General features: G+C 74.3%; 25 protein-coding genes. 14 read left to right on the top strand and 11 right to left on the bottom strand.

Annotation, left to right across the window (positions count from 1 at the left end; genetic code table 11):
- The first annotated feature begins 111 nt into the window (after positions 1-111).
- Positions 112-1,305, top strand: a complete 1,194-nt coding sequence (locus tag ACIQU6_RS35660; RefSeq protein WP_403485873.1) for a PucR family transcriptional regulator — start codon at positions 112-114, stop codon at positions 1,303-1,305.
- A gap of 51 nt (positions 1,306-1,356) precedes the next feature.
- Here ACIQU6_RS35660 and ACIQU6_RS35655 read toward each other — a convergent pair whose 3' ends face one another.
- The 3 genes from ACIQU6_RS35655 to ACIQU6_RS35645 form a co-directional block, all read right to left on the bottom strand.
- On the bottom strand, positions 1,357-2,583 hold the full coding sequence (locus ACIQU6_RS35655; RefSeq protein ID WP_403485872.1) for a cytochrome P450: 1,227 nt from the start codon (positions 2,581-2,583) through the stop codon (positions 1,357-1,359).
- 183 nt (positions 2,584-2,766) lie between these two features.
- Positions 2,767-3,615: a DUF4097 family beta strand repeat-containing protein gene (locus ACIQU6_RS35650; RefSeq protein ID WP_403485871.1), complete on the bottom strand. Its 849-nt coding sequence runs from the start codon at positions 3,613-3,615 to the stop codon at positions 2,767-2,769.
- Between the two features lie 84 nt (positions 3,616-3,699).
- Positions 3,700-4,218 (bottom strand): hypothetical protein, encoded by a 519-nt coding sequence (locus ACIQU6_RS35645; protein WP_403485870.1) that lies wholly within the window; start codon positions 4,216-4,218, stop codon positions 3,700-3,702.
- Positions 4,219-4,721: 503 nt separating this feature from the next.
- Here ACIQU6_RS35645 and dhaK point away from each other — a divergent pair.
- The 3 genes from dhaK (at position 4,722) to ACIQU6_RS35630 (ending at position 6,807) form a co-directional block, all read left to right on the top strand.
- On the top strand, positions 4,722-5,708 hold the full coding sequence (gene dhaK / locus ACIQU6_RS35640; RefSeq protein ID WP_403485877.1) for a dihydroxyacetone kinase subunit DhaK: 987 nt from the start codon (positions 4,722-4,724) through the stop codon (positions 5,706-5,708).
- A 74-nt stretch (positions 5,709-5,782) separates the two neighbouring features.
- Positions 5,783-6,397: a dihydroxyacetone kinase subunit DhaL gene (gene dhaL / locus ACIQU6_RS35635; RefSeq protein ID WP_403485869.1), complete on the top strand. Its 615-nt coding sequence runs from the start codon at positions 5,783-5,785 to the stop codon at positions 6,395-6,397.
- On the top strand, positions 6,394-6,807 hold the full coding sequence (locus ACIQU6_RS35630; protein WP_403485868.1) for a PTS-dependent dihydroxyacetone kinase phosphotransferase subunit DhaM: 414 nt from the start codon (positions 6,394-6,396) through the stop codon (positions 6,805-6,807). The genes dhaL and ACIQU6_RS35630 overlap by 4 nt, the downstream gene beginning before the upstream one ends.
- 13 nt (positions 6,808-6,820) lie before the next feature.
- Here the strand turns inward: ACIQU6_RS35630 and ACIQU6_RS35625 are convergent, their stop codons facing one another.
- On the bottom strand, positions 6,821-7,639 hold the full coding sequence (locus ACIQU6_RS35625) for an SAM-dependent methyltransferase (protein ID WP_403485867.1): 819 nt from the start codon (positions 7,637-7,639) through the stop codon (positions 6,821-6,823).
- 439 nt (positions 7,640-8,078) lie between these two features.
- Between ACIQU6_RS35625 and ACIQU6_RS35620 the strand changes: the two genes are divergently transcribed.
- Both ACIQU6_RS35620 and ACIQU6_RS35615 read left to right on the top strand, forming a co-directional pair.
- Positions 8,079-8,624 carry an RNA polymerase sigma factor gene (locus tag ACIQU6_RS35620; RefSeq protein WP_403485866.1) on the top strand — a complete coding sequence of 182 codons (546 nt, stop codon included), beginning with the start codon at positions 8,079-8,081 and terminating at the stop codon, positions 8,622-8,624.
- A 54-nt stretch (positions 8,625-8,678) separates the two neighbouring features.
- Entirely contained in the window at positions 8,679-9,428 is a 750-nt protein-coding gene (locus tag ACIQU6_RS35615) for a hypothetical protein (protein ID WP_403485865.1), read from the top strand.
- Between the two features lie 25 nt (positions 9,429-9,453).
- Here ACIQU6_RS35615 and ACIQU6_RS35610 read toward each other — a convergent pair whose 3' ends face one another.
- From ACIQU6_RS35610 to ACIQU6_RS35600, 3 genes are read right to left on the bottom strand one after another with little or no spacing between them, the layout of a single operon-like run.
- A complete protein-coding gene (locus ACIQU6_RS35610; RefSeq protein WP_403485864.1) occupies positions 9,454-11,034 on the bottom strand; it encodes an aldehyde dehydrogenase family protein in 1,581 nt (526 codons plus the stop codon).
- Positions 11,035-11,063: 29 nt separating this feature from the next.
- Entirely contained in the window at positions 11,064-12,482 is a 1,419-nt protein-coding gene (locus ACIQU6_RS35605) for a 2-oxoadipate dioxygenase/decarboxylase family protein (protein ID WP_403485863.1), read from the bottom strand.
- A 22-nt stretch (positions 12,483-12,504) separates the two neighbouring features.
- Positions 12,505-13,710: an NAD(P)/FAD-dependent oxidoreductase gene (locus ACIQU6_RS35600; RefSeq protein WP_403485862.1), complete on the bottom strand. Its 1,206-nt coding sequence runs from the start codon at positions 13,708-13,710 to the stop codon at positions 12,505-12,507.
- 202 nt (positions 13,711-13,912) lie between these two features.
- Between ACIQU6_RS35600 and ACIQU6_RS35595 the strand changes: the two genes are divergently transcribed.
- Positions 13,913-14,887: a LysR family transcriptional regulator gene (locus ACIQU6_RS35595; protein ID WP_403485861.1), complete on the top strand. Its 975-nt coding sequence runs from the start codon at positions 13,913-13,915 to the stop codon at positions 14,885-14,887.
- 21 nt (positions 14,888-14,908) lie between these two features.
- Here the strand turns inward: ACIQU6_RS35595 and ACIQU6_RS35590 are convergent, their stop codons facing one another.
- Entirely contained in the window at positions 14,909-15,319 is a 411-nt protein-coding gene (locus tag ACIQU6_RS35590; protein ID WP_403485860.1) for an STAS domain-containing protein, read from the bottom strand.
- Positions 15,320-15,655: 336 nt separating this feature from the next.
- Between ACIQU6_RS35590 and ACIQU6_RS35585 the strand changes: the two genes are divergently transcribed.
- The 4 genes from ACIQU6_RS35585 to ACIQU6_RS35570 all read left to right on the top strand — a co-directional run bounded on the left by ACIQU6_RS35585 (position 15,656) and on the right by ACIQU6_RS35570 (position 19,655).
- Positions 15,656-16,417 carry a DeoR/GlpR family DNA-binding transcription regulator gene (locus ACIQU6_RS35585; protein ID WP_403485859.1) on the top strand — a complete coding sequence of 254 codons (762 nt, stop codon included), beginning with the start codon at positions 15,656-15,658 and terminating at the stop codon, positions 16,415-16,417.
- A gap of 106 nt (positions 16,418-16,523) precedes the next feature.
- Complete coding sequence (locus ACIQU6_RS35580; RefSeq protein ID WP_403485858.1) at positions 16,524-17,918, top strand: ABC transporter substrate-binding protein; 1,395 nt, start codon at positions 16,524-16,526, stop codon at positions 17,916-17,918.
- A complete protein-coding gene (locus tag ACIQU6_RS35575; RefSeq protein WP_403485857.1) occupies positions 17,899-18,810 on the top strand; it encodes a carbohydrate ABC transporter permease in 912 nt (303 codons plus the stop codon). The genes ACIQU6_RS35580 and ACIQU6_RS35575 overlap by 20 nt, the downstream gene beginning before the upstream one ends.
- Positions 18,807-19,655: a carbohydrate ABC transporter permease gene (locus ACIQU6_RS35570; RefSeq protein ID WP_403485856.1), complete on the top strand. Its 849-nt coding sequence runs from the start codon at positions 18,807-18,809 to the stop codon at positions 19,653-19,655. The genes ACIQU6_RS35575 and ACIQU6_RS35570 overlap by 4 nt, the downstream gene beginning before the upstream one ends.
- 56 nt (positions 19,656-19,711) lie before the next feature.
- Here the strand turns inward: ACIQU6_RS35570 and ACIQU6_RS35565 are convergent, their stop codons facing one another.
- Both ACIQU6_RS35565 and ACIQU6_RS35560 read right to left on the bottom strand, forming a co-directional pair.
- Positions 19,712-20,242 (bottom strand): NUDIX domain-containing protein, encoded by a 531-nt coding sequence (locus ACIQU6_RS35565; RefSeq protein WP_403485855.1) that lies wholly within the window; start codon positions 20,240-20,242, stop codon positions 19,712-19,714.
- On the bottom strand, positions 20,239-21,774 hold the full coding sequence (locus ACIQU6_RS35560; protein WP_403485854.1) for an ATP-dependent DNA ligase: 1,536 nt from the start codon (positions 21,772-21,774) through the stop codon (positions 20,239-20,241). The genes ACIQU6_RS35565 and ACIQU6_RS35560 overlap by 4 nt, the downstream gene beginning before the upstream one ends.
- Positions 21,775-21,856: 82 nt before the next feature.
- Between ACIQU6_RS35560 and ACIQU6_RS35555 the strand changes: the two genes are divergently transcribed.
- Positions 21,857-22,561: a histone deacetylase gene (locus tag ACIQU6_RS35555; protein WP_403485853.1), complete on the top strand. Its 705-nt coding sequence runs from the start codon at positions 21,857-21,859 to the stop codon at positions 22,559-22,561.
- Between the two features lie 86 nt (positions 22,562-22,647).
- The gene (locus ACIQU6_RS35550) at positions 22,648-23,967 is read left to right on the top strand and encodes a phosphoribosyltransferase family protein (RefSeq protein WP_403485852.1); all 1,320 of its coding nucleotides are present in this window, start codon (positions 22,648-22,650) and stop codon (positions 23,965-23,967) included.
- Positions 23,968-24,039: 72 nt separating this feature from the next.
- On the opposite strand, the gene ACIQU6_RS35545 is transcribed toward ACIQU6_RS35550, so the two are convergent.
- On the bottom strand, positions 24,040-25,155 hold the full coding sequence (locus tag ACIQU6_RS35545) for a chemotaxis protein (protein WP_403485851.1): 1,116 nt from the start codon (positions 25,153-25,155) through the stop codon (positions 24,040-24,042).
- Positions 25,156-25,522: 367 nt separating this feature from the next.
- On the opposite strand from ACIQU6_RS35545, the gene ACIQU6_RS35540 reads away from it, so the two are divergent.
- Positions 25,523-25,957 carry a CBS domain-containing protein gene (locus ACIQU6_RS35540; RefSeq protein WP_403485850.1) on the top strand — a complete coding sequence of 145 codons (435 nt, stop codon included), beginning with the start codon at positions 25,523-25,525 and terminating at the stop codon, positions 25,955-25,957.
- Positions 25,958-26,092 lie beyond the last annotated feature (135 nt).

Raw genomic sequence — 26,092 nt, 5'->3', positions numbered from 1 at the left:
GCGTTCGAAAACCTCAGGGGCCATGTGCCGACGCACAGCACCACACCCGCCCCTGTTGTCCCAGGGCACAACCGACCCCCGCCCCCGGACCGCCCTTTGTAACCTGCGGGAATGAGCCGCACCCCCGACGCACCCCCCGAAATCGCCCCCGTAGCGGCTTCGTTGCTGACCCGCTCCGAGGAACTGGGCACCCGGATGGCCCGCCGCATCCGCGCCGAGGTGCCGTACTACCGGAGCGACGAGCACGTGGCCTTCGAGGAGTTGGCCGCCTCCTGCCGACGCAACTGCGAGCTGGTGCTCCGGCAGCTCGTCGACGGCCGCACCGGCGACATGGCGTCGGCGCAGGACACCGGCCGCGAACGGGCCCGCCAGGGCACCCCGTTGGCCGAGCTTCTGCACGCCTACCGCGTCGGGTCCGAGGTGCTCTGGTCCGCGATCGCCGACGAGGCCCGTGCCGCCGAGGGCCTCACCACCGAGACGATCATGTCGCTGGCCGCGTGGTGGGTGAACGGCGGCCTCGCGGCCTCGGCCAGCGACGCGTACCGCGAGGAGGTCTCCGAGTTGGTGCTGCAACCCGAGCGGGAGCGCTCGGCGATGGTCGAGGCCCTGTTCACCGGGCTGCTCACGGACCGCACGACGCTGTGGGAGGCCGCCGATGTGCTGGGCCTGCCGACCGGCGGGCCCTACCTCGTGGTGGCCGCGGAGGTGCCGGGGCCCGGCCGGGAGGCGCTCCCCGGGATCGAGGCCCGGCTCCGGGGCGAACAACTGCGGTCGGCCTGGCGCCTGTTGCCGGACCTGCACGTCGGCGTGGTCGCCGTGCCGCGCCCGGACGCCGACGACGCGGTGCTGCGCGTCCTGGAGCGGTCGCTCGCCACCCGGGGAGGCATCAGCCCCGCCTACCGCGATCTGCGCGAGACCCCCAGGGCACTCCGGCTCGCCCGTCTGGCGCTCACCGGCGCCCGCGCCCGGCCCACCGGGAGCATCGCCCGCTTCGACAGCAGCCCGGCCGCCCTGTTGGTGGCGGCGGCGCCGGACGAGGCCGCACGGATCGCCCGCACCGCCCTGGAGGGCGTGCTGCGGCTGCCCGCCGACGAACGGGACCGGCTGCTGGAGACCCTGGAGTGCTGGTTCGCGGCGGCCGGCTCCACGGCCGCCGCGGCGCGCCTGTTGTTCTGCCACCGCAACACCGTCCGCTACCGGCTCAACAGGCTGGAGGAGCTGACGCAACGCTCGCTCCGCGACCCCCGCGCGGTGGCCGACCTCGCCGTGGCCCTGCACGCGCTGCGCCTGACGCCCGGCGAGTAGGACCTCACCACCGGGCGCCGAGGTCCCCCGCGGGGTGGCGCGCCCGGTGCCCTACCCGGCCGACTCCGCCCAGGTGACCGGCAGTTCGTGGACCCCGTAGATGTTCATGTCGGTCCGCAGCCGCACCTCGTCGGCGGGGACGGCCAGTTCGAGGGTCGGGAAGCGGCGCAGCAGCCCGTCGAAGCCGGCGCGCATCTCGATGCGGGCCAACTGCTGGCCGAGGCACTGGTGGATGCCGTGGCCGAAGGAGAGGTGACCGCGGGCCTTGCGGTGCAGGTCCAGGGCGTCGGGGTGCTCGAAGCGCCGGGGGTCGCGGTTGGCGGTCAGCAGCGAGACGACGACGGTCGACCCCCTGCCGATGGTCTCCCCGCAGAGCTCGATGTCCTCCGTGGCGTAGCGGTAGAAGATGTCGCCGACGGAGAGGTAGCGCAGGAGCTCCTCGACGGCGTTGGGCAACAGCTCCGGGTCGGCCCGCAGTTCGGCCAGTTGCTCGGGGTGCTCCAGGAGCGCGAAGGCGCCCAGCCCCAGCATGTTGGCGGTGGTCTCGTGGCCCGCGAGCAGCAGCAGGAAGGCGACGCCGGTCAACTCCTCGATGCTGAGGTCGTCCTGGCGGGCCAGGTCGGAGAGGATGTCCTCGCCGGGCTCGGCCCGCTTGCGGGTGACCAGTTCGCCGAGGTACGCGGTCAACGCCCCGTACGCGGCCATCTTGTCCTCCAGCGTCACCTCCCTCTCCATGAACTTCGCGGAGTTGGCCTGGAAGGTGTCCCGGTCCGCGTAGGGGACGCCGAGCAGTTCGCAGATCACCAGCGACGGCACCGGCAGCGCGAACTCCTTGACCAGGTCGATCGGCGGTGCCATGCGCGCCAGTTCGTCCAGTCGCCGCTCGGTGATGTCGACGATGTGCTCTTCGAGCTGCTTCATGCGCTTGACGGTGAAGGCGCCGGTGAGCCGGCGCCGCAGCCGGGTGTGGTCCGGCGGGTCCATGGCGACGAACAGGCCGGGCACCTGCGGGGACGGCTCGGTCGGCACGGGCATGCCGGGCGTCTCGTACGGCACGTGCAGCACGCCGAGGTCCTGGCGGGAGCTGAACCGGGTGTCGGCCAGGAGCTGACGGACCGCCTCGTAGCCGGTGACGACCCAGCCCTCGTGACCGTCCGGGAAGCGCATGGGGCAGACCGGACGGGACTCGCGCAGTCGGGCGAGGTAGCGGGGCGGGTCGAACGGACCGGCGTCGCGCTCCGTGGGGAGGCCGTTCGGCAGGGGAATCGGGTCGCTCATCGGACTTCCTTTCGTGGCGGAACCGCGGTGTGGAAACGCGGTGCGGAAATGCGGTGCAGAGTCACGGCGCACGCTTTGGCGCAGGCATGACAGAGGAAGGGGCGTGACACCCTTCCATCCGAAGAGCTCGAAGAAGGAGGGCTGAAGTCGCACGAGGAAGGGGTGGGTTAAGCGACCGGCCGGTCAGACGCGGGCGCGGCGCACGTCGATGTTGCCGTAGCGGCTGCGGGCGCGGACCTCGACGGTGTCCTCGGCCCCCTCCGGGCTCTCGGAGGCGTCGAGCGTGTTGCGCACCTGCCCCCGCTCGGAGCTCACGTCGAGCCAGGCGGCGGTGCCCGCGCGGATGCCGACCTCGATGGCACCGTAGGAGTTCTCCAACTGGACCGTGCCGCGGGCCACTTCGCCGACCCGCAGGGTGCCGTGGGCGGCGGTGGCGGCGACCGAGTCCTCGGCGCGCTGGATGTCGATGTCGCCGTGGGCGCCGCTCACCCGCAGCTCGCCGATGGCGGCGCCGACGACCGTGGAGCCGTGCGAGTTCTTCAGGACGGCGGGGCCGTTGACGGTGCCGACGCGCAGGCTGCCGGAGCTGGTGGTGATCTCCGCCAGACCCTCGACCCGGTCCACGGTGATCGAGCCGTGCGCCACGTTCAGATGGAGCGGTCCGGTGGCGTCGAGGCGCACGTCGCCCGAGGCGAGCTTCTTCACGCGGACCTCGCCGAGCCGCCCCTCACCTAGCAGTTGGGCCCAGTCGCCGGTCATCTCGACGCGCGAGCCGGTGGGCAGCTCGACGGCGACGTCGACGGTGCCGGTGCGCCCGACGAGGTAGCGCTGCTTGGGCGTCCGGACGGTCAACACGCCGCCGGCGTAGGTGACCTCGGTCCCCTCGGCGGCCCGCACGTCCTGGTCCTTCTTCGGGTCGCGGGGTCGCACCTCGACGACGGTGTCGGCGCGGTCGCCGGCGGAGAACCGCAGGGAGCCGGCGGTCACGTGCGCGGTGGTCGAAATCGGTTCGGGAGTGTCGAAAGAAGGCATGGCCGTACCGTCCTCGTGAGTCCTTGGATCGTCCCCGCCAGTGGGGGACGTGAGGGAAGTGAAGTGGTGCGGGACGGGACGCGACTAGCGCACCCAGCCCGTGAAGCTCTGCCCCATGCTGCGGGTCCGCTCCGTCGCCCGCGGCTGCGCGCCGCCGCCGACCGCGGCCGAAACCGCGCGCACCAGCCAGGCGTTGACCGACAGGCCCTCGCGGCCGGCGGCCTCCTCGGCGCGCGCCTTGAGGTGCGCCGGCAGCCGCAGGTTGACGCGGGCGGTGCCGCCCTCGTCGCCGTCGGCGGGCGCCGGCGCGGCGAGCGGCTCGACGGGCGGGGCGACCGCCCCCGCGGGACCGCCGCCGGCGGGCGGCGGCGTCACCACGAAGTCGGGGTCCAGTCCGCGCAGCCGTACGTCGACCGAGCCGGGGGCGAGCTCGCGGGTGATCTCGTCCATCGCGGCGGAGAGCACGTTGAGCATGGTCAGCCGGGTCGCCGACTCCAGCGGGGCGGTGAGCCGCTCCGCCAGCTCGCGGGCGTCTTCCCCGCCGGCTTCGGCGGCCACCGCGAGTTCACGGCGGAGGGTCTCGACATACGGGGTGAGGTCCATGACGCCATCATGGCACCATGATGGCGTCATGCGCAAGCGCGCATGGCAGCGAGTGCGGGGCCAGCCCAAGCCCACCCCGCCGACCTGGGACAACACCGAGGAGGCGAGCCGAGCCACGATGACACCACGCCTTCTCGCCACTCCCCGATGGCACGGAATGGCACCACGTGGCACCGGACGGCACCGTCCGACGCCGGACGGCGCCACGTGATGCCAGGCGACGCCGGACGGTGCCACGCCGTGCCGCCCGGCTTCGGGCGGGGCGCGGGCGCCGCCGTTCAGGTGAGGACGGAGCGCACAGCGCCCAGGGAGGCGCCAGTTCCGCGGCCCAACGGGCCCCGCGTGACGCTGCGGTCACCCCCTGCCGGCCCGATACTTGATCCCCCCGAGGCAGTCACGTAGGAAGGGCGTCACCCGATTGGCCGATGGTCGTTCAGGGAAGTCAGCAGCGCGAACGCCGGCCGGAGCACCGGCTGCCGAGTCTCCAGGAGGTACCCGTGAGGATGCTGATCAACGTCCCCGAGACGGTGGTGTCGGACGCCCTGCGCGGCATCGCCGCGGCGCACCCGGAGCTGGTGGTGGACGTGGCGAACCGGGTCATCGTGCGGCGGGACGCGCCGGTGGCCGGGAAGGTGGCGCTGATCTCCGGTGGCGGGAGCGGGCACGAGCCGTTGCACGGGGGGTTCGTGGGGCCGGGGATGCTGGATGCGGCGTGTCCGGGCGAGGTGTTCACCTCGCCGGTGCCGGATCAGATGGTGCGGGCCGCGGCGGCGGTGGACAGCGGGCGCGGGGTGCTGTTCGTGGTGAAGAACTACACCGGCGACGTGCTGAACTTCCGGATGGCGGCGGAGCTGGCGGAGGACGAGGGGGTGCAGGTCGCCAGCGTGCTGGTGGACGACGATGTCGCGGTGCGCGACTCGACCTTCACGGCCGGGCGACGCGGCACCGGGGCGACGCTGTTCGTGGAGAAGATCGCGGGGGCGGCGGCCGAGGAGGGGATGCCGCTGGAACGGGTGGCGGCGGTGGCCCGGCAGGTCGTGGCCTCCTCGCGCAGCTTCGGGGTGGCGCTGAGCGCCTGCTCGACGCCGGCGAAGGGCGGGCCGACGTTCGAACTCCCCGAGGGTGAGCTGGAGTTGGGGGTGGGCATCCACGGCGAGCCGGGGCGGGAGCGGCGCGGGATGATGACCTCGCGGGAGATCGCGGACGTGGCGGTGGAGGCCGTACTGGACGACCTCAAGCCGCAGTTGCCGGTGCTGGTGCTGGTGAACGGGATGGGGGCGACGCCGCTGCTGGAGCTGTACGGCTTCGGCGCGGAGGTGCGGCGGGTGCTCGACGAGCGCGGGGTGTCGGTGGCCCGTACGTTGGTGGGGAACTATGTGACCTCGCTGGACATGGCCGGATGTTCGGTGACGTTGTGTCAAGTGGACGGCGAGTTGCTGCGGTTGTGGGACGCGCCGGTCGAGACGGTCGGGCTGCGGTGGGGGCGGTAGACGGTGGTGCTGGACGGTGACCGGGGGTCACTGATGGGGTGTCGTCGGCTGGTTGTCGTTCGAGGAGAGGGGTGATGGGCGTGGTGGACGCGGCGCTTGACGGTGGGTTCTTCGTGCGGTGGCTGACCGCGGCGGCCGGGCTGGTCGAGCGGGAGGCGGAGCGGCTCACGGAGCTGGACTCGGCCATCGGCGATGCCGATCACGGAGCCAATATGCAGCGGGGGTTCGCCGCCGTGGTGAAGGCGGTGGACACCGAGCCGCCCGGGACGCCGGGGGCCGTACTGGTCGCCGCCGGGCGGCAGTTGATCTCGACGGTGGGGGGTGCGTCGGGGCCGCTGTACGGGACGTTGTTGCGGCGGGCCGGGAAGAGCCTGGGCGAGGCGCCCGAGGTGTCGGTGGCCCAGTTGCAGGCGGGGCTGCGGGCCGGGGTGGACTCGGTGCGGGAGCTCGGGGGTGCCGCGCCCGGGGACAAGACCATGGTGGACGCGCTGGTGCCGGCCGTGGAGGCGCTGGGCGACTCGCTCGACGCGGCGGCCGCGGCGGCCGAGGAGGGGGCGCGGGCCACCGTGCCGATGCTGGCGAAGAAGGGCCGGGCCAGCTATCTCGGGGAGCGGAGCATCGGGCATCAGGACCCGGGGGCGGCGTCCTCGGCGCTGTTGTTCGCGGCGTTGGCGGAGGTGGCGCGATGAGCGGCGCGGGGCCGCTGGTGGGCGTGGTGCTGGTGTCGCACAGCAAGGCGGTCGCGGAGTCGGTCGCCGCGCTCGCGGCGGGGCTGGCCGGGGACGGCGGGCGGGTGCCGTTGGCCGCGGCCGGCGGCACGCCCGACGGCGGGCTGGGGACGAGCTCGGCACTGATCGCGGCGGCGGCGCGGGAGGTGGACCGCGGCGCGGGGGTGGCGCTGCTGGTCGACCTCGGCAGCGCGGTGCTGACGGTGAAGGCGATGCTCGCCGAGGGCGACGAACTCCCGGACGGCGCGCGACTGGTGGACGCCCCGTTCGTCGAGGGGGCGGTGGCCGCCGTGGTCAGCGCGTCGGCCGGGGCGGACCTGGCGGCCGTGGTGGCGGCGGCCGGGGAGGCGTACGGCTACCGGAAGCAGTGAGTGCCGCGGGGCCTCAGGGCTTGCGGGCGACGGCGGCGTAGCAGGCGGCCTCGGCGTCGGTGACGTGGGTGGCGTCCTCGGGGCGCTCGGGGCGCCACTGGTGGGACAGCGCGATGCCCGGGTCGAGCAGTTCCCAGCCGTCGAAGAAGCGGAGGAACTCGGTGCGGGTGCGGAACTGCAGCTCGGTGCCCGCGTCGCGGTAGATGTCGACCAGCCGGTGCATGGCGTCGGGGCTGAAGTCCGGGGTGGCGTGCGTCATCGCCAGCGTACTGCCGCTGGGGAGGGCCGACTTGAGGGTCTCGACGACGGTGTGCGCGCGGTCCTGGCCGTCGTCGGTGACGAAGTGCATCAGGGCGTTGAGGCTGAGCGCGACCGGGCGGGTCAGGTCGAGGGTGGCGAGGAGGTGCGGGGCGGTCAGGATGCTGCGCGGGTCGGTGACGTCGGCCGGGACGTAGGCGGTGCGGCCCTCGGGGGTGCCGCGCAGCAGGGCCGCGGCGTGGGCGAGCACGATGGGGTCGTTGTCGGTGTAGACGACGCGGGCGTCGGGGGCGACGCCCTGGGCGATCTCGTGGAGGTTGGGCGGGGTGGGGATGCCGGTGCCGATGTCCAGGAACTGGCGCAGGCCGGCGGCGGCGAGGTGCCGGGTCGCCCGGTGCATGAACTCGCGGTTGATCCGGGCGGCCACCAGGGCGGCGGGGAAGACGCCCAGGACCCGGCCGGCGGCCATCCGGTCGGCCAGGAAGTTGGTCTTGCCGCCCAGCATGTAGTCGTAGATCCGGGCCGAGTGCGCCCGGTCCAACTTCAGCTCCACCACGGGCTCGTGCTCGGTCATCGCGCGCTGCCTCCCGCCGCCGGACGGGTCGCCGATCGACCGCCGGTCCCCGCCGCTCCCCCGCTCCGCCGCCGGGAGCGCTGTCGTAGCAGCACCCTGCCCTGCGCGCCCGTGTTCATGCGCCGGAAACGCTGCGCGCGCGGGGGCGGCACCGGTGCGCGCCGGGCGGACGGTGGTCGCATGGCGCACACCCGGGCGCGGGTTTTGATCGTTCCCGGTCAGGAGTAGTCATCTGCGTACGGAGCGCAGGAATATCTGTCGCCCGGTGCCACAAAACAGCGGGCTTTCCTGTTGATTGGAGGGTGAGGACAGACCGTCCTCCCGGCGCGGCCACCGTCCTCGGTGGCGCCGCGGCGGTGCACGGCGACGGGAACGAGGACGGCGCGTGAGCACAGACCGGGACCGACTTCTGCCGGCCAGAAGGCCGGACCCTGCTGCCATGGCGGAGATAGCCGTTCCCCAGGAATCGGGGCCGGAGTTGGCGCTCACCTTCGAGGCGTTCTTGGCGACCCACGCGCGCAGGTGGCTGGCCTACGCCTATCTGCACACCGGCAGCCGGACCGCCGCCCGCGAGGTGACCCTGGCGGCGTACGAGCAGTTGGGCCGGGTGTGGCCGCACGCGTTACGGCAGGCGTCGGTGGAGGCGTACGCATGGTCGGTGCTGAAGGAGCGGGTCACCGAGTGGCTCTACGACCGGCGGCAGCCGACCGCGCTCACCGAGACCGCCGCCTTCGCCGTCGTCACCCAGGCACTGCTGCGCGAGTGCCAGCAGCAATTCGCCATGCTGGAGAGTCAGTTGGGGCTCTATGCGGCGATCGCGCGGCTGCCCGAGCGGCAGTGCGACGTGATCGTACTGCGGCACGTCATCGGGTACGGCGACGCGCAGATCGCCGCGCTGCTGGGGGTGGACGAGGTCACCGTGCGTTCGTACGCGAGCCGGGGCAGGCGGAAGCTGGCCGCCGCGCTCGGCATCGATCAGGGTTGACCGGCCGGGCGACGGCCGGGAGTTCAGCGGGAGTCGGACATGGGGGAACGTGAGATGACGAGGACGCACCGGGACCGGGGCGAACGCCGGGAGACCGTCGAGTCGCTGCTGAGCGCCGCCGCGGCGGTGGCCGGGATCGACGGGCTGGCGGACTTCGGTGCGCTGGACGACGCCGGGGCCCTCGACGGGCTGGGCTGCCTGGCACCCGCCGCGGCCGTGACGGACCGGCCGGCAGTGGTGCCGCCGGGGCGGGCCGCGCCCAGCGGGTATCCCACCGCGCGGGACGAGGCCACCGGCGAGCTCCAACTGGCCTGCGCGCTGGTCATCAACGCCGCGGCGGCCGCGGCGAGCCTGGAGCGGTTGGTGGACGACCACCACATCGACCCGGAGGGCGCGCTGGTCTTCGGGTGCCTGCTGCACATCACGGGCCGGACCCAGGCGGCGCACTTCTGGTGGCACTTCGGCGCGGGGGCCGGCAGCCGGACCGCCGCGTACTGCCTGTACCTCGCGCACCGCCGGGACGGCGAGTTCCGCGACGCCGCCTACTGGCGCGAGCAGGCGGCGCACCCGTCCGACGAGGAACCCCGGGCGCTGGCGGCCTTCGACGAGAAGCAGTTGCTGCCCGACGAGGCCCGGCACAACCTCCTCGTCCAGTGGCACAGCGGGCTGGCGCCGACGCTGCCGGCGGCGCTGGAGCATGTGATCAACCGGCTGGTGGTGGAGGGCGACGACGAGGACTTCGGGGCCATCCCCCGGCCCTCGCCGACCCTGGTGCAGGACCTGGGGCGCGCCGCCCTCCGCTGACGCCGGCCGCCGCCCGCCCGGGGTCTCAGAGGAAGTTGACGCCCTGGGCGAGCGGCAGGTCGGCCGAGTAGTTGACGGTGTTGGTGGCCCGGCGCATGTACGCGCGCCAGGCGTCCGAGCCGGACTCCCGGCCGCCGCCGGTCTCCTTCTCGCCGCCGAACGCGCCGCCGATCTCCGCCCCCGAGGTGCCGATGTTCACGTTGGCGATGCCGCAGTCGGAGCCGTCGGCGGCCAGGAACCGTTCGGCCTCCCGCTGGTCGCGGGTGAAGATGCTGGACGACAGGCCCTGCGGCACGCCGTTGTGCAGGGCGAGGGCCTCGTCGAGGGTGCGGTAGGTCAGGACGTAGAGGATCGGGGCGAAGGTCTCGGCGCGGACGATCTCGGCCTGCCCGGGCATCCGGACGAGGGCGGGGCGGACGTAGGCGGCGTCCGGGGCCTCGGCCTCGAAGCGGCGGTCGCCGCCGGTGAGCACGGTGCCGCCGGCGCGCCGGGCGGCGTCCAGCGCCCGGGTCATCGCGGTGTGCGCGGCGGGGTTGATCAACGGGCCGACGAGGGTGGCCGGATCGTCGGGGTTGCCGACCGGGAGCTGTTCGTAGGCGTGCACCAGGCGGGCGGTGAGGGTGTCCGCGACGTCTTCGTGGACGATCAGGCGGCGCAGGGTGGTGCAGCGCTGGCCGGCGGTGCCGGCGGCGGCGAAGACCACGCCGCGGACGGTGAGGTCGAGGTCGGCGGTGGGGGTGACCACCGCGGCGTTGTTGCCGCCGAGTTCGAGCAGGCAGCGGCCGAAGCGGGCGGCGACCCGGGGTGCGACCTGGCGCCCCATCCGCACCGAGCCGGTCGCGCTGACCAGGGCCACCCGGGGGTCGTCGGCGAGCAGTTCGCCGAGTTCCGCGCCGCCGAGCAGCAGGTGGTGGACGCCGGGCGGGGCGCCGGCGTCGGCGGCGGCGCGGGCCAGCAGCGCGGCGCAGGCGAGCGCGGTGAGGGGGGTGAGTTCGGACGGCTTCCAGACCACCGGGTCGCCGCAGACCAGGGCGACCGCGGTGTTCCAGGACCACACGGCCACGGGGAAGTTGAAGGCGGAGATCACCCCGGCGACGCCGAGCGGGTGCCAGCTCTCGGAGAGCCGGTGGCCGGGGCGTTCGCCGGCGATGGTGCGGCCGTAGAGCTGGCGGGAGAGGCCGACCGCGAAGTCGCAGATGTCGATCATCTCCCGGACCTCGCCGAGCGCCTCGGAGCGGATCTTGCCGGCTTCGAGGGTGACCAGGTCGGCGAGGTCGTCCTGGTGGGCGGTGAGCAGCTCGCCGAGCCGCTTGACCAGCGCGCCGCGGACCGGGGCGGGGACGGTGCGCCAGGTGTGGAAGGTGTGTTGGGCGTCGGCGAGAGCGGCCTCGGCCTGCTCGGGCGTGGTGGCGGGCAGGTGGGCGAGGACGGCGCCGGTGAGCGGGGTGCGGGCGGTGACGGTGGCGCCGGGCGCGGCGGGGGCCTGTGCGGCGTACGCGTCGAGGCCGACCGCGCCGCAGCGGCGCAGGGCGGCGCTGGCGCGGGCTCGCAGGGCGTCGGTGCCGGGGAGGCCGAGGGTGCCGGGGTGCGCGCTGGTGGCGGTCATGGGGTCTCCTACGAGGGCGGTGGGGGCGGCTAGTTGGCGGCCGGGGCGTCCAGGACCTGGAGGGCGGCGTCGGCGCCCAGGGTGGTCAGGGCCTCGCGCAGCGCGCGGTCCTGCTGCTCGGCGTAGAGGGCGAACGGGTCGAGCACCGGGCGGTTGAGGGCCTCGGCGAGGCGGTGGGCGTCGAAGGGGGTGCCGTCGCGGCGCGGGTCGCGGGTGCCGTCGCCGGTGAGGTTGGAGTGGAAGATGCCGGCGGCGGAGCGGGGCAGGAAGTCCTCGTAGACGAGGGGGTCGGCGGTCAGCCAGCCGCCGGTGAGCAGTCCGGCGAGGTCGGCGGGCGGGCGGCGGCCGTCGCGGGGGCGGTCGGTCACCGGCCGGTGGGCGAAGAACGCCAGGCCCTCGACGGCCAGTTGGTGCTCGGTGCGGGGGAAGTCCCGTTCCCACAGGGCACGGGCGGTGCGCTCCCGCTCGGCGGCGGGTCGGCCGGCGGCGCGGCGGTCGGTCTCCGCGGTGAGCGTGTCGTAGCGGGCCCGGCCGGCGCGGGTCAGGGCGATGCCGCGGGCCTCGACCTCGCCGAAGCGGACCCGCAGGGCGCCGCGGGTGAGCCGGCCGTCGGGCTCGCGGAAGGTACGGGCCTCGTCCAGCGCGCGGAAGGAGGTCTGGCGCAGCAGCACGTCGGGGCCGGCCCAGCGCGGCGGGCCCTGGATGCGGTCGATCATGGTGATGCCGCGCTCCCCCATCCGCCGGTAGAGGGCGTCGATGTCCAGGACGCGGGGCGTGAGGTGGTTGATGTGGGTGCTGGTGACGCCGCCGATGTCGGCGGCGACCGCGGAGATCCGCTCCAACTCGGCGTACCAGGCCCGGTCGACGGGCTCGGCGGCGAGGGTGAACGCGCCGACGGCGAGGGTGAGGAACCGTTCGGCGTCCGACTCGACGAGGCCGCCGTCGCGTTCGGCCCGTCCGGCGAGCGGGAGGAGTGCGGGCGGGAAGAGTTGCCGGTGGGCGAGGAAGGCGGTCAGTCGGGCTTCCAGCTCCGGGGCGAAGAAGCGGCGGTCGCCGGTGGTGAGGAGGGAGGTGAAGACCCGGAAGGGGTTGCGGTCGAGTTCGACGGGGTCGGTGGGGCGGAAGGCGGTGGAGACGACGGGGACCGCGCCGATGTCGCCGTCCCGCAGGTCGTAGAAGCCGACCGGGTGCATGCCGAGGGCGGCGAAGACCTGGGCGGCCTGCCGGAGTTCGGCGGGGGTGCCGACGCGGATGGCACCGTGGCGTTCGGCGGTGACCCGGTCGAGGCTGCCGAGCCGGCCGGCGTCCGGATCGCGCCGGGCGACCTCGTCGTTGACCTGCCCGGCGACCTCCAGGAGCGTGGTGTAGGCGGGGACCTCGGTGCCGTACATGGCGGAGAGCCGGCGGGCGAAGGCGGCGCGCAGTCGCCAGGTGGGGATGTGGGGCATGGGGTCGCTTCCTTCGGGGCGGTCAGATGATGTGGGCCTCGGGGCGGGCGGCCGGGCGGCCCTCGAAGCGGCTGGCGGCGAGCGGGCCGACGTCGAGGAACGGTTCGCGGTGCAGGTAGAGGTCGCGGACGATCTCGCCGACGGCGGGGGCCTGGAGGAAGCCGTGGCCGGAGAAGCCGGTGGCGTAGAGGAAGCGGCCGGGGTGCGGGGCCTCGCCGATGAGGGCGTTGCGGTCGGGGGTCATCTCGTAGAGGCCGGCCCAGCCGCCGGTGATCGGCAGCTCGGCGAGCTCCGGGGCCCGGCGGGCCGCGGCGGCGCGGAAGGGGGCGAGCCATTCGCGGCTGAACTCCCGCTCGAAGCCGGGGGGTTGGGCGGGGTCGGAGAGGCCGAGGAGCAGGCCGTCGGCGCCGTCGTTGTGGAAGTAGAGGGTGGAGGCGTAGTCGAGGGTGAAGGGGATGCGGGGCGGGCGGGGGCGCAGCGGGCCGGTGAAGGCGATCTGCCGGCGCAGCGGGGTGACCGGGAGGGCGACCCCGGCCAGCGCGGCGACCCGCCCGGACCAGGCGCCGGCGCAGCAGATCACGGTGCGGGTGCGGACGGTGCCGTGCGGGGTGCGGACGGCCTGGAGGTGGCCGTCGGTGACGTCGATGGCGGTGACCGGGCAGCGGGTGCGGACGGTGGCGCCGCGCCGGCGGGCCGCGCGGAGGTAGCCGGCGACCGCGGCCTTCGGTGTGGCGTAGCCGTCGGTGGGCGAGAAGGCGGCGGCGACGAGGGTGGTGGGGTCGAGGTAGGGGCAGAGGTCCTGGGCGGCCCGCGGGGTGATCATGCGGCTGGGCACGCCGTGGGCGTGCTGGATCTCCATGCCGCGGGCGAAGGTGTCGCGTTCGGCCTCGCTGCCGAGGAGGAAGAGGTAGCCGACGGGGTCCAGTCCGACGTCGGCGCCGGGGCGGCGGGCGAAGTCCCGCCAGGCGTCCAGACTGCGTTGCCCGAGGCGGATGTTGAGCGGGTCGGAGAACTGCGCGCGGACGCCGCCGAGGGGTTTGCCGGAGGATCCGGAGGCCGGCAGGTCGCGCTCCAGCAGCAGCACCCGGCCGGCGTCCGCCTCGGCCAGGTGGAAGGCGATGCTCGCACCGATCACCCCGCCGCCGATGACCACGACGTCGACGGACGCCGGGAGCGGGGCGGGCGGCGGGTCGGTGACGGGGGGAGCCGACGTCGTGCGGTGGACCATCCGGGCCGCCTTCCCTGTCGCGTCGTCACGGGGGGGGACGTCCGGCCTCGGCGGGACCACCGGGCCGGTGCCCTTCGATGGTGACCGTCGGGGGGGCGCCCGTCCATGCAGGGTCGTTGGAGGTGATCTATCAGGAGGTGTGCGGCCGCGGGGGTTTGCGGCGGCGCGGATGGCTTCGGCGAGGGGTGGGTAGGGTCCCGCCGTGGAATTGCCGGGGGTGCAGCTGCGGACGCTGTTGGAGCTGACCCGGAGCCGCACGATGACGGCCGCCGCGGTGGCGCTGGGCTACACGCCGGGCGCGGTCTCCCAGCACGTCGCCGCGCTGGAGCGGGCCACCGGCACCGAGTTGGTCCGCCGGGCCGGGCGCCGGATGGAGCTGACGGACGCCGGGCAGACGCTGGCGGAGCACGCCGAGCGGATCCTGGGGGCGCAGGCCGAGGCGGTGGCGGCCCTGGAGCGGTCCCGCGGGATGGTGGGCGGGCGGCTGCGGCTGGGGGTCTTCGGGACGGCGGCGGCGATGCTGCTGCCGCCGGCCCTGCGCCGGTTGACCGCGCAGCACCCCGCGGTGCGGGTGGTGGGCCGCGAGGTGGACGTGGACCAGGCGTACGCGGAGGTGCGGGCGGGCCGGGTGGACGTGGCGCTCGGCCTGGACTATCCGGACGCGCCGCTGGACCGGGACGGCGCGGTGGAGTTGGTGCGGCTGCGGTCGGAGCGGTTCTCGCTGGCGATGCCGGTCGGGCGGGCGCCCCGGGAGAGGGAGCGGGTCCCGCTGTCGCTGGCCGGGGCCGCGCGGCACGACTGGATCCTGCCGCCGGCCGACTCGTACTACGGGCGGGCGATCCGGACGGCCTGCCGGCGGGCGGGCGGTGAGCCGCGGGTGGTGCACGAGATGACGGACACCGCGACGTCGCTGGCGATGGTGGGCGCCGGGCTGGGGGTGGCGCCGCTGACCGCGCTGATGCTGCGGCTGCGGTCGGAGGGGATCGTGGCGGTGCCGCTGCGGGAGACCGTCGAGCGGCACATCGTGGTCGCGGTCGGCGCGGCCGCCCGGGGCCGGCCGTCGGTGACGGCGCTGATCGCGGCGCTGCGGGCGGAGGCGGTGCCCGGGACGGGTGCGGGGAACGTCACACGCAGGAGTCAGACCGACCGGTCGGCGGCGCTTCGCTCGCAGGCGTGAGTCCACGGCGCCGGGGCCGGGTCAGTCCGCGACCTCGGCGTCCCCGGCCGGCGGCCACGCGGGGCGGCTGGCGGCGGGGACCGCGGCCAGCGCGTGGCCGACCGTCGGGTAGCAGGAGAAGACCCCCAGGGACTGCGTGCCGACCAGCAGCTTGAGCATCCGTACGCCCAGCGACGCCAGCAGCAGCCGGCCCTCCAGCCGCCGGCAGAGCCACTCCAGGGCGAGCAGGCAGCTCAGGCCGCGGGAGTCGCAGAATCGCAGCGCGGTCAGGTCCAGCACGAGGAAGCGGTGCCCGGCGGAGACGACGGACCGGGCCTCGGCGAGGAACGCCTGCTCGGTGCGGAGGTCCAACTCCCCGCTGACCCGCAGCACCGCGCACTCGTCCTCCTGGACGAGTGCGGTGACCGCCAACGACCGCATCTCCGAGCTCATGGCGTCCAGCCTAAGCGCCGTCGAACCCCGCACCACCGGTGTGGCACCGGCGTGCGCTGGCCGGCCCGGGGCGCGGTGACGGACGCGCACAGGGGCGGGAACGGGCCCGGCACCCGCGCCGGGGCCCGGAAAACGGCCTTCGGAAGCGGGCAGAATCGGGCGGCTTTGGTTCCGTAACGGGCGGCGGCGGGCAGGTGATCTGTTGCTATAAACCTGGCTGCGGGCAGAAACGGGCGCCGCTGTGACCGAACGGAAAGCAATCCGCTGGGGACGCGACTGTTCGGAAGCGGGCGGACGGAGCGCGGCGGGCGATCCCGCCAGGGGCAGGAGTGAGCGATGAGGGCCGAGGAACGCCAGAGCCGTCTGCTGGTGCTCGCCCGGCAGTCCGGGCGCGTGGAGGTGGCCGCGGCGGCCGACGAGTTCGGGGTGGCCCGCGAGACCGTCCGGCGCGACCTGCGGGAGTTGGAGCGGCGCGGGCTGGTCCGGCGCACGCACGGCGCGGCCTACCCGGTCGAGAGCGCGGGCTACGAGACCACGTTGGCGCGGCGGGAGACCCAACAGGTGCCGGAGAAGCGGCGGATCGCGGCGGCCGCGGCCCAGCTCGTCGGCGAGGCGGAGACGGTCTTCGTCGACGAGGGGTACACCCCCGAGCTGGTCGCGATGCTGCTGCCGACGGACCGGCCGCTGACCGTGCTGACCGCGTCGCTGCGCACCGCCTCGCTGGTGGCGGCGTCCGACACCACGACCGTGCTGCTGGCCGGCGGGCGGGTGCGGGCCGGGACCCAGGCGACGGTGGGGCCGTGGTGCCGGGACATGCTCGCCGGCTTCGTGGTCGACCTGGCCTTCCTCGGCGCCAACGGGATCTCCCGCGAGCACGGCCTGACCACGCCCGACCCGGCCGTCGCCGACGTGAAGGCGCAGGCGGTGCGCTCGTCGCGGCGGCGGGTGCTGGTCGGCGTGCACAGCAAGTTCGGGGCCAGCAGCTTCTGCCGGTTCGCCGCGATCGGCGACGTCGACGCGATCGTCACCGACACCGGGCTCTCCGCGCCGGAGGCCCACCGCTACTCCCTCCTGGGGCCGCAGGTGCTCCGGGTCTGACGCCCGACGCCCCTCTCCCCCCGCACCGCCGCCGGCCCGGCCGGCCGCACCCCTGGCATGCCCATGCCCGTCCCCTCGGGCCGAACCACCCGGAAAGGCAGGAGCCGTGCGCGCACGATCCCCCGGAGCCGTCGGCGGCGCGGGCCGCCGCCTGAGGCGGCTGGCCGCCCTCGCGGCCGCCCTCTCGCTGACCGCCACCGGCTGCTACCGCGGCGCCGGCGGCAGCGGCGACAGCGGCCACGACGGGCTGCACACCCTCAACGTGCTGATGGTGAACAACCCGCAGATGGTGGACCTCCAGCGGCTCACCGCCGAGCACTTCACCAAGGAGACCGGCATCCGGGTCCACTTCACCGTGCTGCCGGAGGACGACCTCCGCGACAAGATGAGCCAGGACTTCTCCAGCCAGGCCGGACAGTACGACGTGGCCAGCCTCAGCAACTACGAGACACCCATCTACGCCCGCAACGGCTGGCTCGCCCCTCTCGGTCAACTGGCCGCCAAGGACCGTGAGTTCGACCAGAAGGACATCCTCGCGCCGGTGCGCTCCTCGCTCACCGCCGCCGACGGCGAGGTCTACGCGGAGCCGTTCTACGGCGAGTCGTCGTTCCTGATGTACCGCAAGGACCTGCTGAAGGCGGCCGGGCTGACCATGCCCGCCCGGCCGACCTGGACCCAAGTGGCCTCCCTCGCCGCCGAGTTGGACGGCTCCCGCAAGGACCTGAAGGGCATCTGCCTGCGCGGACAGCCCGGTTGGGGGCAGTTGACCGCGCCGCTGACCACGGTGGTCAACACCTTCGGCGGCACCTGGTTCGACAAGGACTGGAAGGCCGGGGTGGACAGCCCTCAGTTCGCCCGGGCGGTCCGCTTCTACGTCGACCTGGTCCGCGCGCACGGCGAACCCGGCGCGCCCCAGGCCGGCTACACCGAGTGCCTCAACGCGATGCAGCAGGGCAAGGTCGCCATGTGGTACGACGCCACCGCCGGAGCCGGGTCGCTGGAGAGCGCGGACTCCCCCGTCGCCGGCAGGATCGGCTACGCCCCGGCGCCGGTCGAGCGGACCCGCAGCGCCGGCTGGCTCTACACCTGGGCCTGGGGCATCCAGAAGGCCAGCACGCACCGGAGCGCGGCCTGGCGGTTCGTCCGCTGGGCGTCCGGCAAGGGCTACGAACAGCTGGTGGGCCGGGAGTTGGGCTGGTCGCGGGTGCCGGGCGGCAAGCGCGCCTCGACCTACCGCGACCCGGCGTACCGCAAGACGGCGGGGGCGTTCGCGGCGGCGACCGAGCGGGCGATCACCTCGGCGCGGCCGGACGACCCGGGGGTGCAGCCGCGGCCGGCGCCCGGCATCCAGTTCGTGGGCATACCGGAGTTCTCGGACCTGGGGACCAAGGTGTCGCAGGAGATCAGCTCCGCGATCGCCGGCAAACAGAGCGTCGCCGACGCGCTGCGGACCGGCCAGCGGCTGGCGCGGGAGGTGTCCGATGCGTACACCGCGCGCTGAGCGGGCCGCGAACTGGGCCCGGCGGGCCCCGCTGCTGCCCGCCCTGGTCTTCCTGATCGCGGTCACCCAACTCCCGTTCGTGGCCACGGTGGTGATCTCCTTCCTGCGCTGGAACGCGCTCGCGCCCGACCACCGCGCATTCGCCGCCCTGGACAACTACCGGGCGGTGGTCACCGACCCCGCCCTGCGCTCGTCGATCGGCACGACGGTGCTGCTGACGGTGTCGGTGGTGCTGACCAGCCTGCTGCTGGGGCTCGGCCTGGCGCTGCTGCTGGACCGCAGGTTCCGCGGCCGGGGCGTCGTCCGCACCCTGCTGATCACCCCGTTCCTGGTGGTGCCGGTGGCCGCCGCGCTGCTGTGGAAGCACGCGCTCTACAACGCCTCGTACGGGCTGCTCAACGGCGTGCTGACGTGGGTGTGGCGGCTGTTCGGCGCCGGCGACCCGCCGCAGCCGGACTGGATGACCAACTCCCCGCTGGCGGCCGTCGCGTTGTCGCTGGTCTGGCAGTGGACGCCGTTCATGATGCTGATCCTGCTGGCCGGCCTGCAGAGCCGACCGGCGGACGCGGTGGAGGCGGCCCGGATGGACGGGGCGTCCGCCTTCGGCATCTTCCGCCACCTCACCCTGCCGCACCTGCGCCGCTACCTCGAACTCGCGGCGCTGCTGGGCACCGTCTACATCGTGCAGAACTTCGACGCGGTGTTCACCATCACCTCCGGCGGACTGGGCACCGCCAACCTGCCGTACACCATCTACCAGACCTTCTACCAGGCCCATGACTACGGCCGGGCGTCCGCGCAGGGCGTCGTGGTGGTGCTGTGCTCACTGCTGGTGGCGAACTTCGCCCTGCGCACCGTGTCGTCCCTGCTGCGCGAGGAGATCACCCGATGACGCGAGGAGAGAGCCGGGCCGGCCGGCGGACCCGGGGCGTGCTGGGGCTGGTGGCCTGGCTGTGCGGGCTGGCCTTCTTCCTGCCGGTGGCCTGGATGGTGCTGACCTCCTTCCACCGCGAGCCGGACGCCGCCACCAACCCGCCGAGCCTGACCGCGCCGCTCACCCTCCACGGCTACCAGGAGTTCTTCGGCGCGGGCGGCGCGGGGGTGAGCCCCTGGCCGCCACTGCTCAACTCGCTGACCGCATCGGTGGCTTCGACGCTGCTGGTGCTGGTGCTGGCGGTCCCGGCGGCGTACGCGCTGTCCATCAGGCCGGTGCGCAAATGGCGCGACGTGCTGTTCTTCTTCCTGTCGACCAAGATGCTGCCGCTGGTGGCCGGGCTGCTGCCGATCTACCTGGTCGCCCAGAACACCCGGATGCTGGACAACATCTGGCTGCTGGTCATCCTCTACACCTCGATGAACCTGCCGATCGCGGTGTGGATGATGCGGTCCTTCCTGGCCGAGGTGCCGGTGGAGATCCTGGAGGCCGCCTCGCTCGACGGGGCCGGGCTGCCCACCACGCTGCTGCGGATCGTGGCGCCGGTCGCCCTGCCGGGCCTGGCCGCGACCGCCCTGATCTCCTTCATCTTCAGCTGGAACGAGCTGCTGTTCGCCCGGGTGTTGACGGGCATCGTGGCCGGCACCTCCCCGGTGTTCCTGACCGGACTGGTCACCAGCCAGGGCCTGTTCCTGGCGAAGGTGTGCGCGGCGGCCACCGTGGTGTCGCTGCCGGTGCTGGTCGCCGGCTTCGCCGCCCAGGACAAGCTGGTGCAGGGGCTGTCGTTGGGCGCGGTGAAGTGAGGGCGGGGCGACGGGGGTTGCCGGGACGGCGGGAGTGACGGGAGCGGCGCGAGCGGTCAGCCACCGGGCCCACCCGGCTCGTCGGGCTCGTCGGGCTCGTCGGGCTCGTCACCGAGGATCGCCAGCAGGCGGTCGACGAACGCCCGTTGGGCCGTGACCAGCCGCCAGCGCGCCTCCTCGGGACCGCACCAGGCCACCCGGTCGATCTCCGGGAAGCTGCGGACCACCCCGGAGCCGCGCGGCCACTCCATCTCGAAGGTGCCGGGCACGATCCGGTCCGGGTCGAGGCAGCCCGCGACGGCCCAGACCGTCACCACCTTGCCGCCGGACTGCCGTACCTCCCCCAGGGGCAGGTAGCGGCCGTCCGGCGGCGCCGTCCCCAGCTCCTCGGCGAACTCCCGCCGGGCCGCGGCCATCGGCTCCTCCGGCGGCAGGTACTCCCCCTTCGGCACCGTCCACGCACCCGCGCCCCGACGGGCCCACAACGGCCCGCCCATGTGCGCCAACAGCACCTCGACCCCGCCGTCCGCACCCCGGCGGTACAGCAGCAGCCCGGCGCTCCGCTTCCCGGCCGTGCGTCCCGTCACCGCCGCCCCGCCAGCACCGTCTCGATCGTGTCGGCCTCCGCCGCCGTCTTGTCCTCCCGGTAGCGCACCACGCGGGCGAAGCGCAGGGTGACCCCGGCCGGATAGCGGGGCGAGGTCTGCAGCCCGTCGTGGGCGATCTCCACGACGAGTTCCGGGCGGACCGTGACCACACGGCCGTCGTCCGCCACCGCCCGCTCCCGCAGTTGCCCGGTCTGCCAGTCGAGGGTGGCGTCGGTCAGGCCCTTGAAGGTCTTGCCCAGCATGACGAAGCCGCCGTCCGCGGTCCGCGCCCCGAGGTGCAGGTTGGAGAGCCGGCCGGTGCGCCGGCCGTGCCCCCACTCGGCCGCCAGGACCACCAGGTCCAGGGTGTGCACCGGCTTCACCTTGAGCCAACCGGCGCCCCGGCGGCCGGCCTGGTAGGGCGCGTCGAGCGCCTTGACCACGACGCCCTCGTGGCCGCGGCGCAGGGTGTCGGCGAAGAACTCCGCGGCGGCGGTCCGCGCCCCGGCGTCGTCCGGGTCCTCGACGACGAGCCGCCGCACCCGCGCCGACTCCGGGACGAGCCAGGCGAGTTCGGTGGCCCGCTCCACCCCCGGGAGGTCCAGCAGCTCGCGGTCGCCGAGCGCGAGGAGGTCGAAGAAGACCGGGGTCAGCGGGAGGGCAGCACGGGCCGCGGCGACGTCCGTACGGGAGCCGAACCGGGCGGCGACCCGCTGGAACGGCACCGGCCGCCCGTCCGCCCCCAGGGCGATCACCTCCCCGTCGAGGATGCACCGTGTGACGGTCAACCCCCGTACCAGCGCGACGACTTCGGGCAGCCGGTCGGTGACCTCGTCCAGGGTGCGGGTGTGGATCCGCACGTCCGGGCCGTCCCGGTGCACCTGGACCCGGATGCCGTCCAGCTTCTCCTCCACCGCGCAGCGGCCGAGCCGGTCGATCGCCTCGTCGACGGAGCCGGCGGTCCCCGCGAGCATCGGCCCGACGGGGCGGCCGACGGTGAGCCGGAAGTCGGCCAGCGCGGGCGGGCCCTGGGCGAGCAGCGCCGCGGCGACGTCCGGGAGCGAACCGGCGAGCATCACGGCCCGCCGCACCGCGTCCGCGGGCGCGCCGGTGGCCGCGGCGAGCCCCTCGACGGCCAGCGCGTCCAGGGCGCCCTGCCGCACCTCGCCGGTCAGCAGCCCGCGCAGGAACCGCTGCTCCTGGGCGGTGGCCGCGGCGAACAGCTCCCGGACCAGGCGCCGCCGTTCGGCCTGTGCGCCGGGGCCGGCGACCCGGGCCAGGGCGGTCAGCGCGGCGTCCACCGCGCGGACGGTGAGGGTGGCCGCGTCCGCGGGCGGCGGCGGGTCGCGCAGCACGCTCCAGCCGACGCCGATCCGCCCCTGGGGCAGCCGCCCGGCCAGGTAGGGGATGACCAGCGGGGCGTCCTCCGGGTCGGCGGCCCGGAACAGCCCGGCCAGCAGCGCGGCCTTCCGCGACCGGGCCGAGGTGGTGGCGACCTCCGCCGACACCTGTGCGAGCGCCGCGAGCAACATACGGTCATCCTGCCCCCGCGGCGCGCCGACCGCTTCCGCAACGGCCCGGCACCGGACCCCCACCCGGCGCTACCGTGAAGAGGTGACCGCGCCCCGCGTCCCGGACCCCCTCGACGCCCCCTCCGACGGCGACGGCACCGCCCCGGCCGTCGTCCGGCACGTCTGGTACGCCGCGTACGGCTCCAACGCCCACCCGGAACGGCTCGCCCACTACCTCACCGGCGGCCGCCCACCGGGCGGGCTGCGCGACGTCCCCGGGTGCCGCGACCCCCGCCCGCCGCGGCGCAGCACGCCCCTCCTCCTGCGCGGCCGCCTGTACTTCGCCACCGAGTCGGCGCTCTGGACCGGCGGCCGCGCCTTCTACGACCCCGACGCCGACGGCGAACTCCCCTGCCACGCCTACCTCCTGACGCTCTCTCAATTCTCCGACGTGGCCGCCCAGGAGATGTACCGGGACCCGACCGCGGACCTCGACCTGACGCCGGTCCTCACCCACGGCCGCGACCGGCTGGGCCCCGGCCGCTACGAGACGCTGGTCTGCGCCGGCCGGCTCGACGGCCACCCGGTGCTGACCTTCACCGCTCCCTGGCGCAGTACGGACGTCCCCCCGAACCCGCCGTCCGCCGCCTACCTCCGCCACATCGCGGCCGGCATCGGCGCCGCCCACGGTTGGTCCCCGCACCGCACCGCGGCCTATCTCGCCGCGTGCCCAGGGGTGCACCCACGGTGGTCGGCGCAGGACATCGCGGCCCTGCTCGCCCCGGACCACCCCGCCCCCGCCGAGTGACCGACTTGCAAAAGCCCCCGAGCGGCGTTATGCCGGACGTAGGTGTGGACGTGGCTTCCGTCTCCCCTGGGTAGGGGGTGCACACTGTGCTGTTCACCGACCGTGCGGACGCCGGACGGCGGCTGGCCGAGGCGTTGCGTCACCTGGAACAGGAAGAGCCCGTCGTCCTGGGCCTGCCCCGCGGCGGGGTCCCGGTGGCCTATCAGGTGGCCCAGGCCCTGCGCGCCCCCCTCGACGTGATCGTGGTCCGCAAGCTGGGCGTCCCGTACCAACGGGAGCTGGGCTTCGGCGCGATCGGCGAGGGCGGGGTGCGGGTGCTCAGCGACGACATCATCCGCCGGGGCCGGGTCGGGCCCAAGGACGTCGACGCGGTGCAGCGCACCGAGGAGGCCGAACTCGCCCGCCAGGCCGGGCGGTTCCGGGCCGGCCGGGCACGCCTGCCGCTGGACGGCCGGACCGCGATCGTCATCGACGACGGCATCGCGACCGGATCGACCGCGGCGGCCGCCTGCCAGGTCGTCCGCGCCCAGGGCGCGTCCCGGGTCGTGCTGGCCGTCCCGGTGGCGCCGCCGGACGCCGCCGAGCGACTGCGCACCCTGGCCGACGAGTTCGTCTGCCTCTCCACCCCGTACGCGTTCTCCGCGGTGGGCGAGTGGTACGAGGACTTCTCCCAGACCTCGGACGACGAGGTGGTCGCCCTGCTGACCCAGGCCGCGGCCGGCACCGCTCCCCGGACCGGCGCCCGCACCCGGACGGCGCGCGAGGCGGGCGAGCCGGAGGAGGTCCGGATCGAGGCCGGTCCGGTCCGGCTGACCGGGGACCTGACGCTGCCCGCGCCGGGCGGGCCGGTGGTGATGTTCGCGCACGGCTCCGGCAGCAGCCGGCACAGCCCCCGGAACCGCGCGGTGGCCGTGACCCTGAACCGCGCGGGCCTGGGCACCCTGCTCTTCGATCTGCTCACCCCGGCCGAGGAGTTCGACCGGGCCAAGGTCTTCGACATCGACACCCTGGCCCGGCGGTTGGCCGACGCCACCCGCTGGCTGCGGGAGCGCGAGTCCGTGCCGATCGGCTACTTCGGCGCCAGCACCGGCGCCGCGGCCGCGCTGCGGGCCGCCGCCTACCCCGATGCGGACATCGGCGCCGTGGTCTCCCGCGGCGGCCGCCCCGACCTCGCCGGCCGCTCGCTGCTCGCCTCCGTCCGGGCCCCGACGCTGCTGATCGTCGGCGGCGCCGACACCCTGGTCGTGGATCTCAACCGCCAGGCCCAGTCGGCGTTGACCTGCGAGAACAAGCTCGAAATCGTCCCCGGCGCCACCCATCTCTTCGAGGAACGGGGCGCCCTGGACCAGGTCTCCGCGCTCGCCCGCGACTGGTTCACCCACCACTTCCACCTGCTGCCGGCGTGACGCGCGCCCCCGGACCGCAACGGCGGCCGGCGCCCGCCTCGTTGGGGCACCGACCGCCGGGCACGCACAGCCCTAGTACCGCAACGTCCCCGCGATCCCGCCCACCTCGGCGAGCACGCCGTCGGGCACGAACCGCACCTCCGCGCCGGTGTCCAACGACCGCTCCACGATCGCGTCCACGATGTCGTCGACGGAGTCCCGGTCGCCGGGCTCGGCCGGCATGAGGTGATCGCCGGTGTCCCGCACGGTCTCCCGGTAGTTCTCCTCCACCGCCAGCAGCGCGACCCGGCCCACCTCGGCGTTCTGCCGGATCTCGTCCACGCCGGCCGCGAAGGTCCGACGACCGCGCGCCCGGTCCAGTTCGGCCAGCACATCGGCGACTTCGGCCTCCGCGCGCTTCTCGGCGTACGGGCGGATCGCCTGCCAGAGGGCGTCCGGCGGGCCACCCGCCAGCCCCGTCTGCGGCACCTGCGTCACCGCGATCTTGGTGCCGGTGCCGCCCCGCACGACCGTCCCGGCATCGTCGAACAGCGAGAGCGCCGCCGCCTCGCCGACGACGTAGAGGGGCCGGGGGTCGGTTCTGACGATGGCCGCGAGCGCGGTGTCCGCGTCCCGCAGGAACCTACGGGTGTGCTCGTCACGGAAGGTGCTGGGTATGTCGCCGACCTGCAACTGGTCCTCGGGATCGGGGTCCACCAGGCTGCGGGTCAGCGGGAATCCACCGCGGTGCACCTCGGTGACGCGGTCCAACGCACCGCTCCACAGGCTGACGCGGTCGGCGGAGAGCGCCAGCACCCAGAACGGGTGCTCGGCGGCCTGCGCGGCGACAAGATTGCGGGTGAGGAAGGTGTCCGAGAGCACCACGCGGGCCGGGACCGTACGCCCCAGCGACCACACCTGGTGCTCACCCGGTGCCGCGAAGACGACCATGCCCTCCTCGGCGTGTGTCAGGTCGATCTCCGACACCGCCCGGTCCAACTGCTCGATGACATCGATCCGTCGCTCCCTGGAGACGTCCGGATCGTCCTGGAGCCGCTCCTTGGCTTCCGCCAGCATGTTCCGCAGCAGGACCGGGTCCTGTGCGTTGTCCGGCTCCCGGCGGTGCGTGGGCAGCAGGACCGACACGGCCGGATAGGGCCGCTGCCGGCGGAGTTCGGCGAGGTCAGCGGAGCTGAGCGCAGCATGCATCGGAACCCTTCTTTCGGTACGGGGATTCACGAAGCGGAGGCGGAACCGCAAAGGGGGCGGCGGAACCGCGGTACTACGAACGATATGCCCGATTCCCCGGTCGGGCAGCAGGTGCACGGGCCGCCGCATCGCGCCCCGGTGGCCGCGGGATTGCGGCCTCCCGGACGGCCTCCCGGCCCCGGAAGCGACCTTGCACCATCCGTGGTGTCATCGAAGAAAAGACGCCCCGCGCATCGCGCGGACGCCGTGCGAGGAACATCCCCAGGAGCTCTCCCAAGGGCGACGAGCACCGCCAAAACGCTCCCGGGAACGCTCCGTAGCACCCCCAGAACCCAGCACACCCATCCCTGTGACAGCGGGAGGAATCATGGCCGGCAACCTGCGAGCCCGGGACATCATGACCGGTGGAGTGCAATGCGTCGGCGCGCACCAGTCGTTGAAGGACGCGGCGCAGATGATGCGCGACCTGAAGGTCGGCGCGCTGCCCATCTGCGGCGACAACAACAAGCTGACGGGCATGATCACCGATCGTGACATCGTCATCAAGTGCTGCGCCGAGGGCATCGACCCCTCGACGGTGCAGGCCGGTTCGATGCAGAGCAAGATCCACTGGATCGACGCCGACGCGGACGCCGGTGACGTCCTGCGCACCATGGAGCAGCACCGGATCAAGCGCCTCCCGGTGATCGACGTCAAGGGCGGTCACCAACTGGTCGGCATGATCACCGAGGCCAATCTGGCCAAGAGCCTCACCGACACCCAGGTCGCCGAGTTCGCCAACCGCGTCTACGCGAGCGCCTGACCCCCTTCCCACCCCCAAGCACGCGGCGCCCGCGGCGCGTTGCGGATCAGCCCGGCCAACGACCACCGTTGGCCGGTGCGTTGACGCGTGCCACCGCGGGCGCACCCGGAGCTCACCTGGCCCGGACACGGCTCG

Origin of the sequence: Streptomyces sp. NPDC090442 (assembly GCF_044769405.1) — a bacterium.
In the GTDB taxonomy this organism is placed as follows: domain Bacteria; phylum Actinomycetota; class Actinomycetes; order Streptomycetales; family Streptomycetaceae; genus Streptomyces.
This window is presented reverse-complemented; position numbering and strand designations above follow the sequence as displayed.

What these genes read in the sequence shown, in the direction of transcription:
- ACIQU6_RS35610 (WP_403485864.1), bottom strand. Translation starts at nt 11,034, where the DNA reads ATGACCGCCACCAGCGCGCACCCCGGCACCCTCGGCCTCCCCGGCACC.
- ACIQU6_RS35655 (WP_403485872.1), bottom strand. Translation starts at nt 2,583, where the DNA reads ATGAGCGACCCGATTCCCCTGCCGAACGGCCTCCCCACGGAGCGCGAC.
- ACIQU6_RS35600 (WP_403485862.1), bottom strand. Translation starts at nt 13,710, where the DNA reads ATGGTCCACCGCACGACGTCGGCTCCCCCCGTCACCGACCCGCCGCCC.
- ACIQU6_RS35650 (WP_403485871.1), bottom strand. Translation starts at nt 3,615, where the DNA reads ATGCCTTCTTTCGACACTCCCGAACCGATTTCGACCACCGCGCACGTG.
- ACIQU6_RS35620 (WP_403485866.1), top strand. Translation starts at nt 8,079, where the DNA reads ATGGCGGAGATAGCCGTTCCCCAGGAATCGGGGCCGGAGTTGGCGCTC.
- ACIQU6_RS35575 (WP_403485857.1), top strand. Translation starts at nt 17,899, where the DNA reads ATGCGTACACCGCGCGCTGAGCGGGCCGCGAACTGGGCCCGGCGGGCC.
- ACIQU6_RS35570 (WP_403485856.1), top strand. Translation starts at nt 18,807, where the DNA reads ATGACGCGAGGAGAGAGCCGGGCCGGCCGGCGGACCCGGGGCGTGCTG.
- ACIQU6_RS35585 (WP_403485859.1), top strand. Translation starts at nt 15,656, where the DNA reads ATGAGGGCCGAGGAACGCCAGAGCCGTCTGCTGGTGCTCGCCCGGCAG.
- ACIQU6_RS35645 (WP_403485870.1), bottom strand. Translation starts at nt 4,218, where the DNA reads ATGGACCTCACCCCGTATGTCGAGACCCTCCGCCGTGAACTCGCGGTG.
- ACIQU6_RS35605 (WP_403485863.1), bottom strand. Translation starts at nt 12,482, where the DNA reads ATGCCCCACATCCCCACCTGGCGACTGCGCGCCGCCTTCGCCCGCCGG.
- ACIQU6_RS35545 (WP_403485851.1), bottom strand. Translation starts at nt 25,155, where the DNA reads ATGCATGCTGCGCTCAGCTCCGCTGACCTCGCCGAACTCCGCCGGCAG.
- ACIQU6_RS35630 (WP_403485868.1), top strand. Translation starts at nt 6,394, where the DNA reads ATGAGCGGCGCGGGGCCGCTGGTGGGCGTGGTGCTGGTGTCGCACAGC.
- ACIQU6_RS35560 (WP_403485854.1), bottom strand. Translation starts at nt 21,774, where the DNA reads ATGTTGCTCGCGGCGCTCGCACAGGTGTCGGCGGAGGTCGCCACCACC.
- ACIQU6_RS35615 (WP_403485865.1), top strand. Translation starts at nt 8,679, where the DNA reads ATGACGAGGACGCACCGGGACCGGGGCGAACGCCGGGAGACCGTCGAG.
- dhaL (WP_403485869.1), top strand. Translation starts at nt 5,783, where the DNA reads ATGGGCGTGGTGGACGCGGCGCTTGACGGTGGGTTCTTCGTGCGGTGG.
- ACIQU6_RS35540 (WP_403485850.1), top strand. Translation starts at nt 25,523, where the DNA reads ATGGCCGGCAACCTGCGAGCCCGGGACATCATGACCGGTGGAGTGCAA.
- dhaK (WP_403485877.1), top strand. Translation starts at nt 4,722, where the DNA reads ATGCTGATCAACGTCCCCGAGACGGTGGTGTCGGACGCCCTGCGCGGC.
- ACIQU6_RS35590 (WP_403485860.1), bottom strand. Translation starts at nt 15,319, where the DNA reads ATGAGCTCGGAGATGCGGTCGTTGGCGGTCACCGCACTCGTCCAGGAG.
- ACIQU6_RS35660 (WP_403485873.1), top strand. Translation starts at nt 112, where the DNA reads ATGAGCCGCACCCCCGACGCACCCCCCGAAATCGCCCCCGTAGCGGCT.
- ACIQU6_RS35625 (WP_403485867.1), bottom strand. Translation starts at nt 7,639, where the DNA reads ATGACCGAGCACGAGCCCGTGGTGGAGCTGAAGTTGGACCGGGCGCAC.